Origin of the sequence: Corynebacterium sp. HMSC073B01, from assembly GCF_001838255.1 — a bacterium.
GTDB lineage: Bacteria > Actinomycetota > Actinomycetes > Mycobacteriales > Mycobacteriaceae > Corynebacterium > Corynebacterium jeikeium_D.
The window spans coordinates 1-20506 of sequence record NZ_KV836173.1 but is presented as its reverse complement, the minus strand read 5'-3'; the positions used below and the strand labels follow the sequence as shown (position 1 = coordinate 20506).

Below are 20506 nucleotides of genomic sequence, written 5' to 3'. Positions count from 1 at the left end.
GCACAGGCCCACAATTAGGAGACACGCCCTAGTTGCATTCGCACTCTTGCCCCTAACGTATGCACTAGCCGTAGTTCTCGGCGGGCCCTAGAAAATCACCTGTCCGCGAGGAATTTCCAGACCCGCACGCAGGGCTTCAGGGAGGTCAGCGATGGAGTCAAGCTCTGCGCTCCCGCCACCATCGATGCCATCACCGCCACCGAGCGAATCCAAAATCCACCGCTGCGCTGCATCCGCGGGCACCTCACCGAGAGTCACGTCGCCATCGCGCTTGGACAACCGCCGCCCTTCAGAGTTCACCACCAGAGGCACGTGCACGAAGGAAGGCGTCGCGTACCTCAAAAGACCAGCCAAGTACGCCTGACGCGGGGCGGAGGACATCAGGTCATCGCCACGCACGACCTCGGTCACCCCCTGCTCGGCATCGTCGACGACGACTGCGAGGTTGTAGGCCCACATGCCATCGGCACGCTGGAGGACAAAGTCATCGATCGGGGCGGTAATCTCGCCATACAGTTCATCGGTCGCGGTCCCCTCAGTCACCTGCGATTTCAGGCGTATCGACGGTCTTCTCCCCGCCGCCGCAAATTCGGCTTTCTTCGCGGCGAGGTGCTCGTCGTCAAGCGAACGGCACGTGCCGGGATACTGACCTGGCACGCCATGCGGCGCGGAGGAGGCGGCGAGGATTTCGCGGCGCGTGCAGAAGCAGGGATAGGTCAGGCCGCGTTGCGTGAGGTCGGCGAGCGCGGATTCATACAGGTCAGAGCGTTCTGACTGGCGGACCGGGGCGCCATCCCAGTCGATGCCGATGGCCTCGAGATCGGCGAGCTGCTGCACCTCATACTCGGGGCGGGAGCGCTGGCGGTCGATATCTTCGATACGCACGATGAAGCGGCCACCCTGCGCGCGGGCGTGCGCCCAGGCGAGAACTGCGGTGCGCAGGTTTCCCAGGTGCAGCCGACCGGTCGGCGAAGGGGCGTAGCGGCCGGTGGGAGGTAGGAGCGTTGAACAGTTGATGGTTATCACTTGCTTTAAATTGGCCACCATTACAGATTAGCGAGCCGACTAGAAGAAATGCGACAATCCCTTCATCCAATTAAAGTTCATACAATCTTACATATTGACTATCGGCTACCCCCAGATTAGACGGTTACCAAAATAACGTCATTAATCCCCATAGGACATTAATTATTTTGTTATAGTTTTCCCATGTCGGCCTATCAAACATATTTGAGGACACTCAATAATGACTAAAAAGGGACACATAACCCGTCGTAAATTCACATCATTAATCCTAGCTGTAAGCGCTACCGTCACATCTCTTTGCGCAATGCATCCAGGAACAGCCTCCGCAAGCCCACATAGCGCTGACACATTACTCGACCAGGGAACAACCGTCTTTGGAGGCAGCGCACAGAGCAACAACCCTGCATCATATGATTATGTTCCCAAAACATCGACAGCTACTTCCGCCGTGAGAAGTGCTTCAGGATATGCATGGATTCCAGCATTCCACTACCAATTTGGAGGGGTAAACATCCCAGTTCCCGGCGGACAAATCTTCCACCGCATTGATGGCCAGCGCACTCACATTAACGAAGAAACTGCCACATACAGCGCACCTGCGAATATTTGCAATTATCGTTTCGACTTCCAAAATCGCGATAATTTCGGCCGAATTGTATCTACTAGATCGACTGGCATACATAACGGTTGTCAATTCGGAATGGTGGGGCATGCGCCACTCAAAAACTTTGATATCCAACCTGGAATGATGTGCGCCCGCCTTTTCGTAAGTGGATCTTTCCGAGGTGAGCAATGTCACCACATCTACAGATAAAATCACTACAGTTCATTTCCGCTGCAGGAATAGCGGTAAGCATTCTTTGCATACTAGGTATCGCAAATGGCATGTATACGCTGGGACAGCTTGCTCAGCAAACTACTCACATGAGCACAACCGCTGTCACTGCAAAGGCCGACAGGGCATTGCTCTATTCTGAAATTTCTCTAGTGTCTCTCATCGTTAGCTGCATTGCACTATTTATTTGCAGCATTCGTATGAAAAATATTAGTTACGAGAAGAAATCCTAGCGGCTCACAGAGAGACTGGCCCCCGGAGATTTCGGCTCTCGCTAGAAAAATTCAACCTCGAAGACTTCATCGGCGCTCGCTTGGAGCCCTAAGCGGCAGGTAACATTCCCTCCCGTGACAAATAACGAAAACCTGCCCAAGTCTGGGCCGGGCAACGCCGAGACTGCCGCTGTGAGCACCTCGCACGCGCCCGAGAACGCAACTAAGTCCGAATCCACAGCAACCACGCCACGCCACATCCCGGTACCGAAATCGCTGTACCCGATGTTCACGGCCATTTTCATTGGCGTTCTAATTGTCTCCAACATCACCGCCACCAAGGGCGTGGAAATCTTCGGCCTGGCCACCGACGGGGCCTTCTTCCTCTTCCCCTTGAGCTACGTCATCGGCGACGTGCTTTCCGAGTGCTACGGCTACAAAGCCACCCGCCGCACCGTGTGGACCGGTTTCGCCATCCTCGCCGGCGCAATGCTCTGCTTCTTTGCCGCCATCAAGCTCCCGGCGGCACCGTGGTACGAGAATCAGGAAGCATTCGCCACTGTGCTGGGCACCGTCCCGCAGCTTGTTCTCGCAGGTCTGGCCGGTTATGTCGTCGGTCAGCTGCTCAACGCCTGGTCGCTCAACGCCATTAAGAAGCGCACTGGCGAAAAGGCTCTCTGGGCGCGCCTGATGGGCTCGACTGTGGTTGGCGAGTTCGTCGATACGCTCATCTTCTGCTCCATCGCCGCCACCGCGATCGGCATCGATACCTGGGGCACCTTCGTCAACTACGTCATCGTCGGTTTCATCTGGAAGACCGCCGTCGAGATTGTAGTCATGCCAGTCACCTACGCCGTCATCGCGTGGGTCAAGCGCCGCGAAGGCTACTACGACACGCACGTTCCCGCTTAACGACGAAAAAAGTGCCGCGACCTCGCCTGAGAAGCGAGTAGTCGCGGCACTTTTCTGTTTTACTTCACATCCCGTTTGGCATTGGCCCAATGAGCAACGCCAACCGCCACAACGATCCAGGCCACCAGCACCACGATGTTGAACCACATCGGCTGCGTCATCCCAGCCTCAAACCCGAGGCGTGGATTCTCCGGGTTTGCCATCAGACCGCCCAGCTGCGTTGACAACTGCTGAATGCGTGCACCCGGCGTGACCAGCCACAGTGGCCGGAAAATTGCATACGCGAGCGCCGCGAACTCCAGCATGCTTTCCACCACCAGGATCCACACCAGCGGAATGGCGACAGCGGCCACGCGCGAGCGCGTCAACACTCCCAGCGACATCGCGATTAGTCCAAACACTACAAAGCCAAGCACTCCGGCGAGCATGTCCGTGGCAGCGTCGCCGCCCTTGAACTCCACGCGCGGGGAAACCGTCACCGATAGCCAAGCAAGCGCCACACCAATGACCCAACAGACAGCAATCAGCACAAGGGTCAGCGTCATCCGTGCCGAAAGCCACAGGCTCCTTCGGTCCTGCGTCAAGAACGCATGCGCATTCATCTGATCGTTGTACTCACCCGCCAGGGTGGAGCCACCAAAGGCAATCACGATCATGTTGAAGATCACGGTCCCCAACAGCAGCAATTCCCAATCAGCGGTCGCACCAGCATCCGCCGCCATGCTGAAAGCCGCCATCGGCCCAGCTATCGAGCCCACCAACAACACCACATATACCCACGTGCCACGCAGGCTGGCTAGCTTCGTCCACTCCGACCGCAAAGCGTTTCCAAAACTCATCTCAGTCACTCCCCTACTGCCCAATCGCCTGCGCGCGGTACTCCTGCGATTCCTGGGTCGCAGCCAGGAACTTCTCCTCCAGGTTGTCGCGCTTCGTGTGCAACCGCGTCACCAATAGCCCCTCACGCAAGGCAGCAGCCGCAATGTCGCGGCGGAGTTGCTGCTCGCTGATGCCGTCGTAAAGCTGAATGCGCAATTGCTTATCGACGTCAACCCCACGCGCGACCGGCCCTAACGCCTGCAGCAGCCGAGCGGGGTCATCGACTTCAACTTCGATGACCGTGCCGTCGGAAAGGAATTCATCCATGCTGTACTCGCCGATCATGCGACCGCGGCCGATGACGACGATGCGGTCGGCGGTGAGCTGCATCTCGGAAAGGAGGTGCGACGACACGAGAACTGCACAGCCCTGAGCGGCCAGCGCCTTGATGGTGTGGCGCATCCACGAGACGCCTTCGGGGTCCAGGCCGTTGACCGGCTCATCCAAAATCAGATGCTGCGGCTTGCCGAGCAGAGCCGCTGCCACTCCCAGACGCTGCTTCATGCCCAGCGAGTAGCCGCCGACCTTGTCCTTCGCCGCCTCGGTCATGCCGACCTGCTCAAGGCACTCTTCCACGCGGGTGTCGGGGATGCCGGCGCCGCGGGCGAGGGCCCGCAGATGAGCGCGGCCCGAACGAGCCTTGTTGTGCCAACCGGCATCCAGAATTGCACCGGCGATGCTGGGCTTATTCTTCAGCGTGGAAAAGGGCTGGTTGCTGTAGGTGTTGCCCTGGGAATCCGTCCCGGTGAACAAGGCCTGGCCCGTGGTCGGGGTATCGAGGCCCAGCATGCAGCGCATGGTGGTGGACTTGCCGGAGCCATTTGGGCCGAGAAAACCTGTCACTACACCGTCGGGAACGGTGAAGGACAGGTCATCGACGGCTAATTTCGAACCGTACTTCTTGCTGAGTCGTTCAACCGTGATCATGTCCTCCATGATGCCGGTTGAGACTGCCTCGCGCAGTAGAGCTAGGTCTAGTTTTGGGCTTCCCCCGGGCCCGCCCAGCCGCCACTTCACGCCACTGGACTGATTCGGGTGTTCCCTGCCACTTCACGCCACTGGTGTCACCTCATGCCACCTCCACAGATGGCACGAGGTGACATGGCTGTCGTGAAGTGCGAAAAGGCAGAAGCCTAGCCCCAGCCCAGCCACAGCCCAACCGACCCAAGCACTCCCCAGCACACCCCAGCCCCCAGCCGACTCCTAATTCCCCACCGCACGGCCACCGTTGGCGTAGTAGCGGCCCATGAACTCATCGCGATACTCGAAGAACCGGTCCTCCAGGATCGCAGCGCGAATGTTCTCCACCAGCTGCACCATGAAAAACAGGTTGTGAATCGTGCACAGCGTGCCAGCCAGGTACTCCTTGGCCTTCAACAGATGATGCAGGTAGGCCCGGGAATAATTCAGCGAAGTGTAGGAGGGCACCTCCGCATCCACGGGGCGGAAGTCGTTCTTGAAGCGGGCATTCGTCAAGGTCATCCGACCATCGAGCGTGTACACACCACCACGTCGGGCAAGCCTCGTCGGAGCGACGCAGTCAAAGGTGTCGGCACCGGCCTCGACAGCGGCGAAAATATCGTCCGGCTCGGAAATCCCCAGCAGGTGGCGGGCGCGGTCGTCGGGAAGCTCGTCGTTGACCCAACCGCAGATCAGGCCCAGGTTCTGCTTCTCAATCGCCCCACCAATGCCATAGCCGTGGAAGCCGAGCTGGCCGGCATCCTCGAACTCGCGGGAGAGCTCCACCAGCCCGCGGGCGGCCTTGCGGCGCAGGTCTTCGTACTGCGCACCCTGCACGACACCGAATAACTGCTGGATGGGCAACTGGCCGTCGTCAAGCGAATGGACGTGCGCGTCAACCTGACCGCGCGAAACTGTCAGCTCGTTGTGAGCCTGAAGGCAACGACGCGCCCAGCGGTGCGTGCGCTCGACGGATGCCTCCTGGTAGCCGCGGGTGTTCATGAGCGTGGTGAGCTCGTCGAACGCCATCATGATGTCGGCGCCCAGCGCGTGCTGAATACGCATGGACACCTCCGGCGTGAAGCGGTGCTCGGAGCCGTCGATGTGCGAGCGGAAAGTCACGCCGTCCTCGTCGACGAACGCGTTGCGCTCTTTGCCCTCGGCGACGATGTCGTCTTTCTGCATGCCGGTGACGTCCATCGCGAGGGTCTTTTTAAAGCCTGCGCCGAGGCTGAGCACCTGGAATCCGCCGGAGTCGGTGTATGTCGGGCCGTTCCAGTTGGAGAACTTTGCCAACCCGCCGGCCTGGTCGACGATTTCCTCGCCGGGCTGCAGGTACAGGTGGTACGCGTTCGACAGCATCGCCTGCGCGCCGGTGGATCGCACCTGCTCGGGCGTGAGCGTCTTCACGGTCGCTTTCGTGCCGACCGGAATGAACGCCGGCGTAGCAATATCGCCATGCGGGGTGTGGATGGTGCCAGCACGTCCGCGCGCGCCTTCGATTTGCTTTACGACGTCAAAGCCCGTCGTCCTCGACTGCGACATGAAGCTCCTTGGTTGTGGTCCAGTGCTAATGCCTTGAGGTTACCTGGGTGCTATTCGCGAGTTACTCAGCGCTGTCATTTTCCTCGGGTTGGGCAGCGTTTTCCGGGTCCCACACGGCGCGGCTACGACGTGGCGCTTCCTCTTCGAGTCCTTCGCGCTTCATCAGTTCCGCAACCGTAATCTTCTTCCGCTTACGAGCCGGGCTGAAGTACGGGCGGACCTCGATGTCCTTAGCATTTTCCGGGTTCGGCTGGGCGTCAGTTGGTTCAGCTGGCGCGGACTGCATGAGCTGTTCTGTCGGCTCCGGCTGTGTCGGCTTCTCCGGCTGTTCGGCCTGCTCCGGCTCAGCTGGTGCCGTCGGGGCGGACGGTTCGGCTCGCTCAGCCTGGTCAGAGCGCTCCGGCTGTTCGGCCTGCTCCGCCTGGTCAGCGGGCTCAAGCTCTTCCAGCTTTGCCTTCTTCCGCTTCGGAATCCAGCGGTTACGCTTCTTGGTCGCAACCGCCACAGCGGTACCACCTGCTGCGCCCGCCGCGCCCGCCGCGCCCGCCGCAGCGGCTGCACCAGCACCGACTTCACCAGCAGCACTGTCTGCTTCGTCCTCGTCAGCGTCAACGTCGCCAAAGCCACGCCCAGCACCTTCGTTTTCGGGCAACAGGGACTCACCGCGAGCCATACGCTCGCGGCGGCCCTTCTCCACCAGTTCCTCGGAAACCTCTTCCAGGGCAGAGCCTTCGACATCCACAGAAGGCAACACCTTGTCCAGCCACTTCGGCATGTACCAAGTAGCGCGGCCAAGCAGGAACATGGCTGCCGGGATGAAGGTCATGCGGATAACGAAGGCGTCGAAAAGCACTGCGGCACCCAGCGCGAAACCGAATACCTTGATGATCGCCAGGGGTTGCCCGGCGAACGCCGCGAAGACGGAGATCATAATAATCGCAGCGGCCGTGACCACACGAGCGCCAAGAGTAAAGCCTTCAACGACCGATTCTTCGACCGCGTTGTACTTCGATTCTGGCGAGGATTCACCCTTGTTGTGGGTGTAATGCTCGCGCATGCGGGAAACCAGGAAGACCTGATAGTCCATGGCCAAACCGAACGTCACACCAATGAGGAAGATTGGCACAAAGCTGACCAGCGGACCCGGAGTGCTAATCACACCCCAGAGGCCATCCTGGAAAAATGCCACCGTGACACCGAATGCGGCTGCGACAGAGAGCAAGAAACCCACACCGGCAGTCACCGGCACCATCAGGGAACGGAAAATCATCAGCAGCAGGATCACTGCCAGACCCACGACAACGCCCAAGTAGAGCGGCATTGCGCCTTGGAGACGGTCGGTGATGTCAATTTCGATAGGAACCAGGCCAGTGACACCGGTGAATAGGCCGGTGGTTTGCTCAATCTGCTTCTGCTGATCGCGCACCGCGTTCATCAACTGCTTGGTCGCAGGATCGAGCGGACCCGACTTCGGGGTCATAATCATCTTGACCGCAGTGCCGTCATGATTCATGCCAATCATCTGGATGTGCTCGACACCGACGTTGGACTTGAACTGGTCGACAGCGTAGCTATAGGAAGCCTTGCGGGCGGCCTCGATGTCAGAGAGTTCCGGGTTGGTCTGCTTCAGGGACTCGATAAGCGGTTTGAGCACCGGCGCATCGGGCTTCACATCATCCGACTTGGCAATAATGATGAGCTGCGAATTACGTCCCGCGCCGAAGCCCTCTTCAATCATGGTGATGGCCTTGCGGTTCGTGCTGTCCTTCGCCGCAGTAGAGTCCGACGGCAGCGCCAGCTTCAAGTGCATAGCCGGGTAGGCCAACGCCAACAGCAAGACGATACAGCCGACCAGGAACAACCCTGGGGCCTTGTGCACGAAGGTGACCCAACGACGCCCCATCGTCATCTCGCCGAAGAAGGAAGAGCGGCGTCCCTTGCGCGCATTACGCGAGGGATTGCCAGCAACACCGGGCACGCGGCCAGCGAAGACCTTGTCGCCCAGCAGAGACATAACTGCCGGCAGCAGGGTCAGAGAAACCAGCACTGTGAAGGCCACCGTGATTGCAGCCGAAATACCCATCAGGGACATGAACGGCACCTTGGCAACCGTCAGCGCCGCCAACGCGACAATCACAGTAAGACCTGCGAAAACCACAGCGGAGCCAGCCGTACCGGTAGCCATACCGATGGCATCTTCGTTGGTCATCCCTCGGGCTCTTTCTGCCCTGTAGCGAGAGAGGATGAACAGTGCGTAGTCAATACCGACAGCCAGGCCGAACATGACGGCAAGCACCGGGGTAATCGAGTTGACGTCAGTGAATGCGGTCATCAATGTCACACCGAAGACACCGATGATGATGCCCACTACCGCCGTCACAATAGGCAGGAACGAAGCCACCAGAGAGCCGAAGGTGACAACCAGCACGATAAACGCCACGGTCACACCGATAATCTCCGAGGTCGGAGCCACCTCAATCGCGGGCTGCATGCCCGGACCAGAGGCCTCGACCTTGATACCTGCGTCACGACCGGCCTGCATCGCGTCGAGAAGCGCCTGCATATTCTCCGGCTCGATGTCCTGCGGCATCTTGGCATCGAAAACGAAGGTGGAAATACCGTAGCGACCGTCATCGGACACGGTACGCATGGCATTGGCATCGGCCTCGGCAACATCCTTGGGCAGGCCGGCGGCCATGCCCTGTTCCTTGACCATCGCCTGCATCTTCGGATTGAGGTCTACCGGGTTGTGAAGCTGCAAATCGTCGGCGATTTGGCCGACATTGTCGCGGATGCCGTTAATGACCTGGTCAACAGCTTCTTTATTCTGTGGGTCATCGAGCCTCTGCCCCTCAGGAGCCTCGAAGGCGACATAAATACGCTGCTCTCGAATTGGGTTCGGAACATCGGGGAACTTTTCCTCAATCACGTGCGAAGCCGTTGCCGACGGCATGCCGGGAATCGAGAACTGGTCGATGAACCCCTTCTGGAATGCGGCAACTGCACCGCCCAGCCCCGCCAAAATCAGGAACCACGCGATGATCACAGTCCATTTATGCAGGTAGGAGAACCTGCCGAGTTTGAACAAGGCCTTTGCCATGTCAAGTTTCCCTTACGTCTAATATTCGCCTGGACCGCCCCCAACTGCAGCTTCCCCAAGTTCGCGCTAACAAAGCACTCTCTCGGACTTCACCTGCAGTTTGAAGCCTCTTCGCTACTCCGATGCTAGCGACCACCCCGGATTGGCCAACATCAACTCTGGCGCTGACACGGTCATTGGGGGCGGGCACGACATAAAAACCGGAAATACTTTTGCTAAGAGTAGCGGACTTCCCGGATAAACGTGAACAATGGGGTGTGTGCTACTGATGTTAATTTTGTGATTTAGGTGCTCCAGGTCGGACGCCTCACCATTTGCCGCTTTACGACGGACACCTCCCACACCTCCACCACACCCAGGCAATCAGGGCCGATTAAATGCAAAACCCCCGGGGCTCCTACTTAAAGGAACCACCGGGGGTTTTATTGGCGGTGACGGAGGGATTTGAACCCTCGGTACGGGGTTACCGCACAAAGCATTTCGAGTGCTTCACCTTCGGCCGCTCGGACACGTCACCGCTAGAAAACGTTACAGGTAGCCCCTTTATCTACCAAATCCCCAGGTCAGAGCGCCTAGGCCTCCGCCAAGCCGTACGCGCTGCACTACACCCTGCGCCACCCCAAGCCCCGTCAACCCTCCACCGCGCTATTCGGGGTGGCCAACGCCCGCTGAGATATGAAGGAATAGTCTGTAGCTTGAAATCTAGAAACTTAAACACAGAAGTACAGCCACACAGAAAGGGTTCTCCCTCATGATTCGTTCCGCCATCATCGGCTACGGCAATTTGGGCCGCAGCGTCGAAAAGGTCATCGCTGACCAGCCGGACATGGAACTCGTCGGCGTTTTCTCCCGTCGCGATTCGCTGGACACTGAGGCCCGCGTACTCCCGGCGGCGGATGTCGAAAAGTACAAGGATGAGGTAGACGTACTGTTCGTGTGCCTCGGCTCGGCCACCGATGTCCCGGAGCAGGCTCCTGAGCTGGCAAAGAACTTTACGACGGTCGACACCTACGACAACCACCACGAGATTCCGAAGCACCGTGCGGCCATGGACGCCGCCGCCCGCGAAGGTGACAACATCGCCATGATCTCGACCGGCTGGGATCCGGGCCTGTTCTCCCTGAACCGCGTCCTGGGCGCTGCTATCCTGCCGGGCGCAGACCAGATGACCTTCTGGGGACCGGGTCTGTCGCAGGGCCACTCCGATGCCGTGCGTCGTGTGCCGGGAGTGAAGAAGGGTGTCCAGTACACCAAGCCGAACCCGGAAGCTATCGAGGCCGTGAAGAAGGGCGAGGGCGCAGACCTGAAGGGCAACGAATGCCACCTGCGCCACTGCTTCGTCGTCGCTGAAGAGACCGGCAACGCCGACGAGGACGCCAAGCTCAAGGAGCAGATCCGCGAAACCATCGTGACCATGCCGGATTACTTTGCCCCTTACGAGACCATCGTGGACTTCATCTCCGAGGAGGAGTTCGACCGCGACCACCAGGGCATGCCGCACGGTGGCCAGGTCATTACCCGCGGCCAGGCCGGTACCTCCGGTCACGTCATCGAGTTCGGCCTCGACCTGGAGCGCAACCCCGACTTCACCGCAGCTGTCCAGGTTGCCTACGGTCGCGCTGCCTACCGCCTGAAGCAGGCCGGCGAGACCGGTGCCCGTACCGTCTTCGAGATCGCCCCGTACCTACTGTCCGCCGAACCACTGGATGACCTGGTGGCCCAGAAGCTGTAACCAGCCCCCACGCTGGCAGCCGGCCATCGAAACACAAAGAACCCCAACCACCTCCGCATATCAGACGCGGAGACGGTTGGGGTTATCTCTACCCGAGAACTAAGCGCTTTACTTGTCAGTCAGCTTGCCCAGGGTCTCAGTGGCCTTGTCCTTCAGGTCCTCAGCACCCTGCTTGACCTTCGAAGCAGCCTGCTCGCCCTTGCCCTGGTTTGCCAGGTCGTCGTTGCCAACGGCGTCGCCAGCAGCTTCCTTAACCTTGCCGCCCAGCTCGTCGGCCTTGTTCTGCAGCTCGCTCATTATGTAAGCCTCCTATGTAAACGACTTATCTATTCTCTAGAGCCACCGTCTAGCAGCTCCAATAGTTCCGACGGTACGTGAAAATGAAGGCCCGTCACGGCCACGACGGGAATTGTGACCTAACTGTGACCCCGCTCACGCTTCCAACTGCCGTTGCCGTTCAAAGAATTCCCGCAGGTAAACGGAGCATTCGTCGGCAAGCACACCCCCGCGCACCTGCGGCGTGAATGCGTGGGCGGGATCGCGGATGACATCGGCGATAGAGCCGCACGCGCCGGTCTTGGGCGACCACGCGCCGAAGACCACGCGCCCCACGCGCCCCATGACGCACGCGCCGGCGCACATCACGCACGGCTCCAGCGTCACGACCAACGTGCACTGCTCCAGCCGCCAGCCGTCACCAACGACGCGGGTGGCCTCGCGCAACGCAATAACTTCGGCGTGGGCAAGCGGGTCACCATCAGCTTCCCGACGGTTTGAACCCCGGCCCACAACCTTGCCCTCGGCATCCACGACCACAGCTCCCACCGGCACATCCCCGGGTGCCGTGTGAGCAGCTTCGGCAATAGCCAGGCGCATCCACTCTTCGTCGAGAATGTCCTGTTTTCGACGGGGTAGCGCGCTTGGCCGCTCGGTCAGGTGACCTTTGTCAGGGTTAGTCGTCATAGGGGTCGTAGTCGTCATCGTCGCCGTCGTAATCCAGGTCGGCGACATCGGCTAGCTCCTCGGCACACCCCAACTCCTCAGCGATGGCCAGAAGCTGCTCGGACGCCCACAGCGACTGATCGTCACAGATGGACTCCAGGGCTTCCTCCGAACAGCCCAGGTCAGCGAGGATATCCATGTCCCCCTCAGCCCAGGCATCGACATCGTCGAGCTCGTCCTCGTCGAGGTCGGGGATATCCAGATCCAGCTCGTCGAACACATCTGCCGCAATGTCATCGGTCACGGCAGCGGTAGCGTCGGAAAGCACTACGCGCAGCGACCCAACTCCCTGGCGCACGAGAATGAAGTAGTCGTCGTCGATATTGAGCATTCCGACAGCAGCGCGTTCCGAACGCAGATTGCGCAGCGCCTGTGCGGCGTCAGCGAGCGAATCGGTGGCGTCGTCCCCGAGGTCGACGACGCGCCAACCGCGCTCCCCCATAGTTACGGCAACCGCGAAGGAGCGGTCGTCATCGGAGGTGTACCCTCCGGAAAAGGTCGTGCTCATAACCCACAACGCTAGTCGCTGTATGTCATGCTTGTCAGGTGAGCAATTTCGAGTCCCCCTCCCCTGCTTCGTCCTCCCTGTCAGCTGCACAACTACCCGCGGTATGCATCCTCGGTTTGGGCCTCATCGGTGGCTCCATGATGCGCGATCTGCGGGCTCATAATGTCGAATGCTTCGGTTGGAATCGCTCGTCCGCAACGGTCGAGGAAGCCACGAAGGAGGGATTCGACGCCAGTACAGATCTTCAAGCCACGCTCGAACGTGCTGAGGCTAGCCGCGCGCTCATCGTGATCGGCACCCCCATGACAGTCGTCGGCACGATGCTCGACGCCATCAATGAGCACGCCCCCAGCTGTAGCATTACGGATGTGGTCTCCGTGAAGGCGGCCGTCGCCGCCGAGGTCTCCGCTCGCGGGATGGAGGAACGCTTCGTCGGCGCGCACCCAATGGCGGGGTCCGCGCAGGCGGGCTGGTCCGCCACACTCGAAGGGCTTTTCGACGGCGCCCCCTGGGTCATCACCTACGACCTGGCAGCCGCTGCCGACGTTGCGGGCGAGCCCGCCCCGGAGCGCTGGATTGAGGTCTTTTCGCAGGTCGCCAACTTGGGAGCAGCTCTTGGCAGTCAGCTCATTCCAGCGCTAAGCGATCACCACGATGCCAGCGTCGCCCGCATCTCCCACATGCCACACCTAGCAGCCTACGCAATTGCCGCCGCCGGTGAAGCCGGTGGTCCTCTGGCCATTTCGCTGGCGGCCGGCTCTTTCCGCGACTGCACCCGCGTCGCCGCCGCTGCTCCCGACATGGTCATGTCCTGGTGCGAGAACAACACCGACCCCGTGCTCGCCGCGCTTGACGACGTCATCGAGCGCCTCACCGCCGCGCGCACCCAGTTGGCCACCGAGGGAACCGCTATGGACCTGGCCAAAACCGGTCAGATTGCCCGTGTCCGCTACGAGGCCCGCCCCGCTCACCGCCCGATTTTCCGACTGCGCGTCGGCGAGGGCGATTGGATCAACCAGTTGAAGTTGGCCGAAAGCGTCGGCGGCCAGGTAGATGTGTTCTAGTGTGGAACTATGTTTTCCCCCGAGCTGCACACCAGCCTCGCCGGCATCACTGTCGTCAACTTCGCCATTAACGTTCCGGGACCACTGGCCGCTCAGCACTTGGGCCAGCTAGGCGCCCGGGTGATTAAGGTCGAACCACCCACAGGCGACCCGCTCGGTTCCTTCGGCCGCCCCTGGTATGAAGCTATGTCCGCAGGTCACGAGATTATCCAGGCGGATCTGAAGAGCAATGAGGGTCGCGCACAGCTGAGCTCGCTGATCGATGAGGCCGATGTGGTCATCACCTCCTTTCGCCCCTCCGCGCTGGAACGCATGGGGCTGGCGGGTCTCCATGAGCGCCCGAATGGGCCGGTGCATATCGACATTGTCGGTGACACCGAAGCTCCAGAAACACCTGGCCATGACCTGACCTATCAGGCGGAGGCCGGAACCCTCACGCCTCCGGCCATGCCGCCGGTGCTGTTAGGCGACATTCTGGGCGCACACTTTGCGGTCACCGCTGCCCTTGCCGGGTTGATTAAGCGGGCGGGTGCGGGTGCAGACGTCGTAAAGCAGCCTGGACTGCACTGCCGCATTGGCCTGAAGCAGGCGGGTGAGGCCGGTGCCGCGCCGCTGAAGTACGGCATGACGGCGCCCGGCGGACTACTCGGTGGCGGCCTGTGGACGTACGGCCTCTACCCCAGCGCCGACGGCTACGTGGCCGTGGCAGCGCTGGAGCCGCACTTTGCCGCCGCCCTGACCGAGGCCACTGGCGCGAGCAACCGCGAGGAACTTGCGGATTTCCTCCGCGAGCGCACCAACGCCGAAATCATGCAGCTTGCCAGCGAAAAGGCGCTGCCACTGGCTGCGGTGGAGTAAGAGGGCGACTTAAGGCCGCGTGCCTCGACGTACTCTTGGGCCTGGAGCCTTACGCGGTCAACCCCGCGGCCTCTGCGGTGAGCTCCACCGAACGCAGCCGGTCAGGAACCTTCAGCGATTGATGAGCCACAATCAGCTCATCCGCCGTCGAGTACTCACCGAACTGCGCAATCTGCTCACGCACCTGCGCCACCGTGCCGACTGCCGTGTGACGGAACATATTCTGCACCTGGCGCCCCTGCGGAGTATCCATCAGAACCTCCGCCTCATCGTCAGTGAGGTGATGCCCACCGCGACTCAGGAACCGCCCGACCATGTTCCTGCGGGTAGCGAAGTACTGCTGCTGCGCGTCCTCTTCGCTTTCCGACGCAATCACATTCATGGCCGCAAAAGCGTACGGCTTATCCAGCTGCTCAGAAGGCTGGAACTGCTCGCGGTAGACCGCGATGGCATCGCGAAGCGCGTCCGGAGCGAAGTGCGAAGCAAATGCGTACGGCAAGCCGAGCGCCGCTGCGAGCTGGGCACCAAAGAGCGAAGAGCCCAGGATGTACAGCGGCACATGGGTGCCGCGGCCCGGAATCGCGTTGATGCCCTTGATCAGCGACTCGTCGGAGAGGTAACCGCGCAGCTCCTGCACATCCTGCGGGAAGGAATCGGACGAACGCGGGTCACGCCGCAGGGCGCGCATAGTGGCCTGGTCCGTGCCCGGGGCACGACCAAGCCCCAGCTCGATGCGATCCGGGTACAGATTCGCGAGCGTGCCGAACTGTTCCGCGACCGTCAGCGGTGCATGATTCGGCAGCATGACGCCGCCGGAGCCGAGGGTGATGCTCTCGGTTTTTGCAGCCACGGCTGCGATAAGAACTGCCGGCGACGAGGACGCGATGGAGTTCATATTGTGGTGCTCTGCGTACCAAATACGCTGATAACCAGCCTTTTCCGCTGTCTGCGCCAAATCGATGGAGCCCTGTAGGGCGTCGGCGTGGGACTGCCCCGAGGCTACGGTAGCGAGGTCAAGAATGGACTCAGTACGAATCATGGTTCCACAGTCTAGACCGTTAGTCGGATATTGCGAGTTTGAGATGCTTCGAATATTGAGGCGCTGGGGTTTGGGGTTTTGGGGATTCGGGTGCGGGTGGCTCGTGGGTGGATCGTGGGCGGCTTGCGGGTGGACGGGCTCATGGGTGGCTCGTGGGTGGATCGTGGGCGGTATTCACTTGTCGATGAGGTATTCACATATCGATGAGGTATAGCCTGGCCACAAGTGAATAGCTCATCGATATGAGCGCAGGCAGAGCCAATACCGCGCGCATAAGTGCCGGAAAACCATCGATAAGTCGGGCAGACAAAAAGACCCGCACCTTACCGGTGCGGGTCTGCGTTGTGCGCCCGAAGGGATTCGAACCCCTAACCTTCTGATCCGTAGTCAGATGCTCTATCCGTTGAGCTACGGGCGCATTTTGTTGTTATTCAGTGACTCCGGGTGAATCCCTTGGCCCCTGCAACGAATAGATACTTTACTCATCCTGCGAAGTTTTACAAAATCCGCTGTTCAAGCAACCTTTTTGGGCGCTTATTCAAGTACATATTCGTTGCACGTTAACAACAGGTTTCGTAGCGGTTACCCCGGCCTATCCGAACAGGACCGACCGAGGTAACCCTGACCGAGGTAACGGAGAAACCGAGGAACTACTCGCCGCGGACCCAGCGGACAGCGTTGCCAAAGATGTCCTGCTCACCAATACCCGGAATGTTGCGCATCAAGCCCTCGCGGAAACGCTCAGGGTGACCCATCTTGCCCAGAATCCTGCCGTCAGCACTGACAATGCCCTCAATGGCGTAGGAAGAACCGTTCGGGTTGGCTGGCGCTGTCATCGTCGGCACGCCGTCGGCATCGACGTACTGGAAAGCGACCTGGCCGGCCTCGAACAGGCGGCGGGCCTCGTCCTCGGAAACCACGAAACGGCCCTCACCGTGAGAAACCGGCATGAGGTGGGTCTGGCCTGGCTCGAAACCACGCAGCCACGGGGAATTCACGGTCGCGACGCGAGTAGTAGCGATGCGGGAAACGTGACGCAGCTGGCGGTTGTGGGCCAGGGTCGGCGAGTCCTCGCGGAGCTGCGCAGGGTCGCCGTACGGCAGGAAGCCGGACTTGACCAGCGCCTGGAAACCGTTACAAATACCGAGCACAAGACCGTTGTCAGCCACGAACTCCTTGACGGCGGCTGCGACATCGTCGGAACGCAGGAACGCGGCGATGAACTTGGCGGACCCGTCCGGCTCATCACCCAGGGAGAAGCCACCGGAGAATGCCAGGATGTCGGAGTCCTGAAGCTTCTCGATGAACGCCTTCGTGTCCTCCGCCAGCATTGCCGGGGTCAGGTTGCGGATTACGTGGAACTCGTAGGTAGCGCCAGCAGCGACGAATGCCTCGGCCATGTCGTACTCGGAGTTGGTACCCGGGAAGACCGGCAGCAACACGTGGACATCCTTCTTGCCCGGGCTCTGCAGGTCAGTCTTGGTCTCGCTGACCTGGTTAGCGAACTCCGGCAGGGCCTCGCCCTCGTAGTCATTGAGCGGGAAGACCTCACGGTAACCGGACTCCATTGCCTCCAGAGCCTCGGCGACAGTGAAGGACTCCTCACCGAAGCGCAGCGTGCCCGACTCGTCGGTGGCACCGATCTTCACAGCACCCTCAACAGCACCCTCAACATCCTGACCAGCCGGAACAGCCACCACAATGGAACCCAGCGGAGCCTCCGGAAGGGATGCCTCCAAGCCCACGCCATTGCCCACAGCCATGTTGACCAGGGTCGCAGCCAGATCCGCGTTAGTAACAGCCGAGGCCGCAGCCGGACGCAGCTCCCGCGAGGTAGCAAATAGTTCGTTGAGCTGCTCGTAGTTCGGTTCCCCGGACTCGAGCGGCTTGTGCGCAAACAGGTAGAGGTCGAAGTTTCCGGCCGGGATTGCAGCGGATACGGCGTCGGTCTCGTCCATCGCGGCAACTGCGAAGGTCACCAGGGTCGCCGGCACGTGCAGGTCCTCGCCGTAGGTGCCGGACATGGAGTCCTTACCGCCAATGGCCGCAACCTGGAAGCCGTCCTGAGCCTCGAGCAGGCCGAGCAGAGCCTGCGCAACCTCGCCCCACCGCTGCGGATCCTGGTCCAGGCGCTGGAAGTACTCCTGCACACTCAGCCAGGCACCGCGCGGATTGCCACCGGCCGCTGCGAGCTTAGCTAGTGCCTCCACGACGGAGTAGGAACCCATGAGGTACGGGGACTCGTCGGCAAGCGATGGCGAGTAACCCCAGGTCATGATGGACGCGGTGCTCGTGCCGCCATCGACCGGCAGCGTCTGGATCGACGCCTGCTCGTCGGTCTTCTGCGTCGCGCCACCGTACGGCATGAGCACGGTGGAGCGGCCGACGGTCGAGTCGAACTGCTCGATCATGCCCTCCTGGGAGCCCGCCGTCGCCGCACGCAGCGACTCCAGCACGCTCGCCGGTGCCTGCTTTACGACGCCGCCCTCCGCAGCAACCATCTCGACGTTCTGGGCGCGGTCGGCGCCGTTGGTGTCGATGAACTCACGGGAGAGGTCGAAGACGACCTCGCCGCCCATGAACATGCGCAGCCGACCGGTGTCGGTGATGTCTGCCAGCGCGACGGCCTCGATGTTCTCTTCGGCAGCGGCGGCGATGATGAAGTCGGCGTCCTCCGGGCGCACGACCAGCGCCATGCGCTCCTGAGACTCGGAAATCGCGATTTCGCGGGCATTCAGACCGGCGTACTTCAGCGGCACGCGCTCGAGGTGAATGTCGATGGAGTCAGCCAGCTCACCGACCGCAACGGACACGCCACCAGCGCCGAAGTCATTACAGCGGACAATCTTGGTAGCGACATCCTCGCGGCGGAACAGGCGCTGAATCTTGCGCTCGTTGACCGGGTTACCCTTCTGCACCTCGGCACCGGAGCGGCCCAGCGAGTCCTCATCGTGAGCCTTCGACGAGCCGGTCGCACCGCCGACGCCGTCACGGCCGGTGCGGCCACCGAGCATAATCACCACATCGCCCGGCGCAGGTTCGAGGCGCTTGACGTTGTCTGCCGGGGCAGCGGCGACGACGGCACCGAGTTCCATTCGCTTAGCGACGTATCCCGGGTGGACCAGCTCACGCACACCAGTGGTGGCCAGACCGATCTGGTTGCCGTAGGAGGAGTAGCCGGCTGCGGCGCGGGAGGAAATATCGCGCTGCGGCAGCTTGCCCTCGAGGGTCTGCTCGCGCGGAGTGTTGATGTCACCTGCGCCGGACAGACGCATGGCCTGGTAGACCCACGAGCGACCCGACAGCGGGTCGCGGATTGCGCCACCGAGACAGGTCGAGGCACCACCGAATGGCTCGATCTCGGTCGGGTGGTTGTGGGTCTCGTTCTTGAACATGAGGAGCCACTTGCGGTCATCGCCCTCGACGTCGACGTAGACGGAGCAGGCGTTGATTTCTTCGGAGACTTCCTGGTCATCCATGACACCCGTGCGACGCAGTTCGCGGCCCATGATGGTGCCCATGTCCATCAAGGAGCGTGGCTTGTGCGTGCGACCGTTGAGCTCACGCAGCTCGTCGTAGCGACGCAGCGCGCGATCCAACTGCGCGGCAAAGCGCGGCTCGTTGTTCTCGATGGAGGTCAGCTCGGTGTTGAAGGTGGTGTGGCGGCAGTGGTCCGACCAGTAGGTATCCAGCGCGGACAGCTCTACCTCGGTCGGAGTGCGGCCCTCGGAGCGGAAGTAATCCTGGATGGTCTTCAGGTCGGCCAGCGACATGGCCATGCCGTCGGCTGCGAGCAGCTCGGCCAGGCCTTCGTCATCCAGCTCGGTGAAGCCCGGGTACTCCTTCAGCGGCTCGATCTCGCCCATGCTCGGACGGCGCAGGACGCTCAGGTTCTTCTCCCCCGATTCGACCGGGTTGATGAGGAAGGAGCGCACGGCGTCATTCACCGGAGCATCGAAAACATACAGCGTTGCCGAGGTGATCTGCGCCTGCGTTTCCGGGCGGAGCAGGCGCAGGGCCTGCTCGGCGGCATCGGCACGCTGGTCGTACTGGCCAGGAAGCGGCTCGACAGCAAGGTAGTTCCCCAGCTCGGCGGGGGCCGGGAGCTCGACCAGCTCGTCGACACGCGAATCAGCAACTACCGACTCACGCAGCGCGACAAGATCCTCCTCCGTCGCATCGAAAGCATCGTAGAGATAGTAGATTGCCACCTCGCCGTCCTGGCCGATCGAGGACAGCAGCGTAGCTTCCTCATTGCGGAACTCGGGCTTACGGCGAACGGCTAGACGGGCGTCCATCAAGGCTCCTATCGAAATACGGGGAGGGCAACCGGGGTCTAAGTCTATTGCAACTGTTCAGGATAGGAAAATGTCCCCCGGTGCGCGAGGCGGCGCGGGGCGGAAGCGTCGCGGGGCGGAGGCCCCGATTGACCAAGTACAAGGCCAGGCTAATCGGATTCAGCCGGGCAAAGGCTGCGCGGGGGTGTTGGAGGTACGGCCGTGGCTGCTCAAGGAGGTGGCGAGTCGGTCGGCAGGTCCGGGTTGGTGCCTGTTGCTGCGCTTTGCTACCTGTTGCTGCGCGTTGTTGAAGCAAGGGAGCTGGTTCGTTGTCTTATCGATGCATAGTTCACCCATCGATTCGCTATAGCCTGGCCACAAGTGAACAACGCATCGACAAGTGCACACGTAGCACCCACAGCGCGCGCATAAGTGGCGCAAAACCATCGACAGGCCACGAGAAACCATCGATAAGTGACCGAACCCTGGCCACAAGTGAAGGACCGCGCTGCCCCGCCCCGCAATGGGGTTAAGTGACAAAAAGTGTGTCTGATTTT

At 60.9% G+C, this 20506-nt stretch carries 14 protein-coding genes and 2 tRNA genes; 4 read left to right on the top strand and 12 right to left on the bottom strand.

Features of this window, described 5'->3' with window-relative positions; genetic code table 11:
* Positions 1-87: 87 nt before the first annotated feature.
* Positions 88-1026 (bottom strand): tRNA glutamyl-Q(34) synthetase GluQRS, encoded by a 939-nt coding sequence (gene gluQRS, locus HMPREF2849_RS07465; protein ID WP_246822134.1) that lies wholly within the window; start codon positions 1024-1026, stop codon positions 88-90.
* Positions 1027-2208: 1182 nt separating this feature from the next.
* Here gluQRS and HMPREF2849_RS07460 point away from each other — a divergent pair.
* On the top strand, positions 2209-2985 hold the full coding sequence (locus HMPREF2849_RS07460; protein WP_070862830.1) for a queuosine precursor transporter: 777 nt from the start codon (positions 2209-2211) through the stop codon (positions 2983-2985).
* A gap of 59 nt (positions 2986-3044) precedes the next feature.
* Here HMPREF2849_RS07460 and HMPREF2849_RS07455 read toward each other — a convergent pair whose 3' ends face one another.
* The 5 genes from HMPREF2849_RS07455 to HMPREF2849_RS07435 all read right to left on the bottom strand — a co-directional run bounded on the left by HMPREF2849_RS07455 (position 3045) and on the right by HMPREF2849_RS07435 (position 9986).
* A complete protein-coding gene (locus HMPREF2849_RS07455; RefSeq protein ID WP_049172602.1) occupies positions 3045-3824 on the bottom strand; it encodes an ABc transport system integral membrane protein in 780 nt (259 codons plus the stop codon).
* Positions 3825-3837: 13 nt separating this feature from the next.
* Positions 3838-4791 (bottom strand): ABC transporter ATP-binding protein, encoded by a 954-nt coding sequence (locus tag HMPREF2849_RS07450; protein ID WP_070862832.1) that lies wholly within the window; start codon positions 4789-4791, stop codon positions 3838-3840.
* A gap of 276 nt (positions 4792-5067) precedes the next feature.
* Entirely contained in the window at positions 5068-6369 is a 1302-nt protein-coding gene (gene tgt / locus HMPREF2849_RS07445; protein ID WP_070862829.1) for a tRNA guanosine(34) transglycosylase Tgt, read from the bottom strand.
* A gap of 61 nt (positions 6370-6430) precedes the next feature.
* Entirely contained in the window at positions 6431-9469 is a 3039-nt protein-coding gene (locus HMPREF2849_RS07440) for an MMPL family transporter (protein ID WP_070862828.1), read from the bottom strand.
* Positions 9470-9895: 426 nt separating this feature from the next.
* A tRNA-Ser gene (locus HMPREF2849_RS07435) sits at positions 9896-9986 on the bottom strand.
* A 234-nt stretch (positions 9987-10220) separates the two neighbouring features.
* Here HMPREF2849_RS07435 and HMPREF2849_RS07430 point away from each other — a divergent pair.
* Positions 10221-11201 carry a diaminopimelate dehydrogenase gene (locus HMPREF2849_RS07430; RefSeq protein ID WP_070603636.1) on the top strand — a complete coding sequence of 327 codons (981 nt, stop codon included), beginning with the start codon at positions 10221-10223 and terminating at the stop codon, positions 11199-11201.
* Between the two features lie 108 nt (positions 11202-11309).
* Here the strand turns inward: HMPREF2849_RS07430 and HMPREF2849_RS07425 are convergent, their stop codons facing one another.
* From HMPREF2849_RS07425 to HMPREF2849_RS07415, 3 genes are all read right to left on the bottom strand, one after another.
* A complete protein-coding gene (locus HMPREF2849_RS07425; RefSeq protein WP_005510930.1) occupies positions 11310-11498 on the bottom strand; it encodes a CsbD family protein in 189 nt (62 codons plus the stop codon).
* 135 nt (positions 11499-11633) lie between these two features.
* On the bottom strand, positions 11634-12212 hold the full coding sequence (gene tadA, locus HMPREF2849_RS07420) for a tRNA adenosine(34) deaminase TadA (RefSeq protein ID WP_083310504.1): 579 nt from the start codon (positions 12210-12212) through the stop codon (positions 11634-11636).
* Positions 12154-12711, bottom strand: a complete 558-nt coding sequence (locus tag HMPREF2849_RS07415) for a tRNA adenosine deaminase-associated protein (protein ID WP_005510946.1) — start codon at positions 12709-12711, stop codon at positions 12154-12156. Before HMPREF2849_RS07415 ends, tadA begins: the two co-directional genes overlap by 59 nt.
* Before the next feature lie 38 nt (positions 12712-12749).
* Here HMPREF2849_RS07415 and HMPREF2849_RS07410 point away from each other — a divergent pair, with 38 nt between their 5' ends.
* Both HMPREF2849_RS07410 and HMPREF2849_RS07405 read left to right on the top strand, forming a co-directional pair.
* A complete protein-coding gene (locus tag HMPREF2849_RS07410) occupies positions 12750-13775 on the top strand; it encodes a prephenate dehydrogenase (RefSeq protein WP_070862827.1) in 1026 nt (341 codons plus the stop codon).
* A 9-nt stretch (positions 13776-13784) separates the two neighbouring features.
* A complete protein-coding gene (locus HMPREF2849_RS07405) occupies positions 13785-14633 on the top strand; it encodes a CoA transferase (RefSeq protein ID WP_070862825.1) in 849 nt (282 codons plus the stop codon).
* A 49-nt stretch (positions 14634-14682) separates the two neighbouring features.
* Here HMPREF2849_RS07405 and HMPREF2849_RS07400 read toward each other — a convergent pair whose 3' ends face one another.
* The 3 genes from HMPREF2849_RS07400 to HMPREF2849_RS07390 form a co-directional block, all read right to left on the bottom strand.
* On the bottom strand, positions 14683-15672 hold the full coding sequence (locus HMPREF2849_RS07400) for an LLM class flavin-dependent oxidoreductase (protein ID WP_049190204.1): 990 nt from the start codon (positions 15670-15672) through the stop codon (positions 14683-14685).
* A 345-nt stretch (positions 15673-16017) separates the two neighbouring features.
* Positions 16018-16090 (bottom strand) — tRNA-Arg (locus HMPREF2849_RS07395).
* Between the two features lie 232 nt (positions 16091-16322).
* The gene (locus HMPREF2849_RS07390) at positions 16323-19970 is read right to left on the bottom strand and encodes a phosphoribosylformylglycinamidine synthase (protein WP_070862824.1); all 3648 of its coding nucleotides are present in this window, start codon (positions 19968-19970) and stop codon (positions 16323-16325) included.
* Positions 19971-20506 lie beyond the last annotated feature (536 nt).